This is a genomic window from Vibrio sp. 10N.222.48.A3 (assembly GCF_041475345.1).
Classification (GTDB): Bacteria; Pseudomonadota; Gammaproteobacteria; order Enterobacterales; family Vibrionaceae; genus Vibrio; species Vibrio tasmaniensis_A.
In genome coordinates, this window is sequence record NZ_JBFRVX010001802.1 from 1 (window position 1) to 241 (window position 241).

The window sequence follows — 241 nt, forward strand, 5'->3', positions numbered from 1 at the left end:
TTGAACACCTGGCAATTCCACTACGATACGGCTAGCACCTTGACGTTGAACCAAAGGCTCAGCAACACCGAGTTCGTTAACACGGTTACGTAGAATAGTAATGTTTTGCTCTACCGCATAATTGCGGATTTCTTGAAGACGAGTTTCAGTGAAGTTAGCAATCAAAGAGAAACGACCGTTAGATTCTGAATCTACGAACGTCATATCTTGGTGCTTAGATTGCAGTAGCGATTTCGCTTCA

1 pseudogene is annotated in these 241 nt (G+C 43.2%); it reads right to left on the reverse strand.

Going from position 1 to position 241, the window contains the following annotated elements:
• Positions 1 to 241: pseudogene (gene secD / locus AB4653_RS28975) on the reverse strand (protein translocase subunit SecD); the annotation flags it as partial.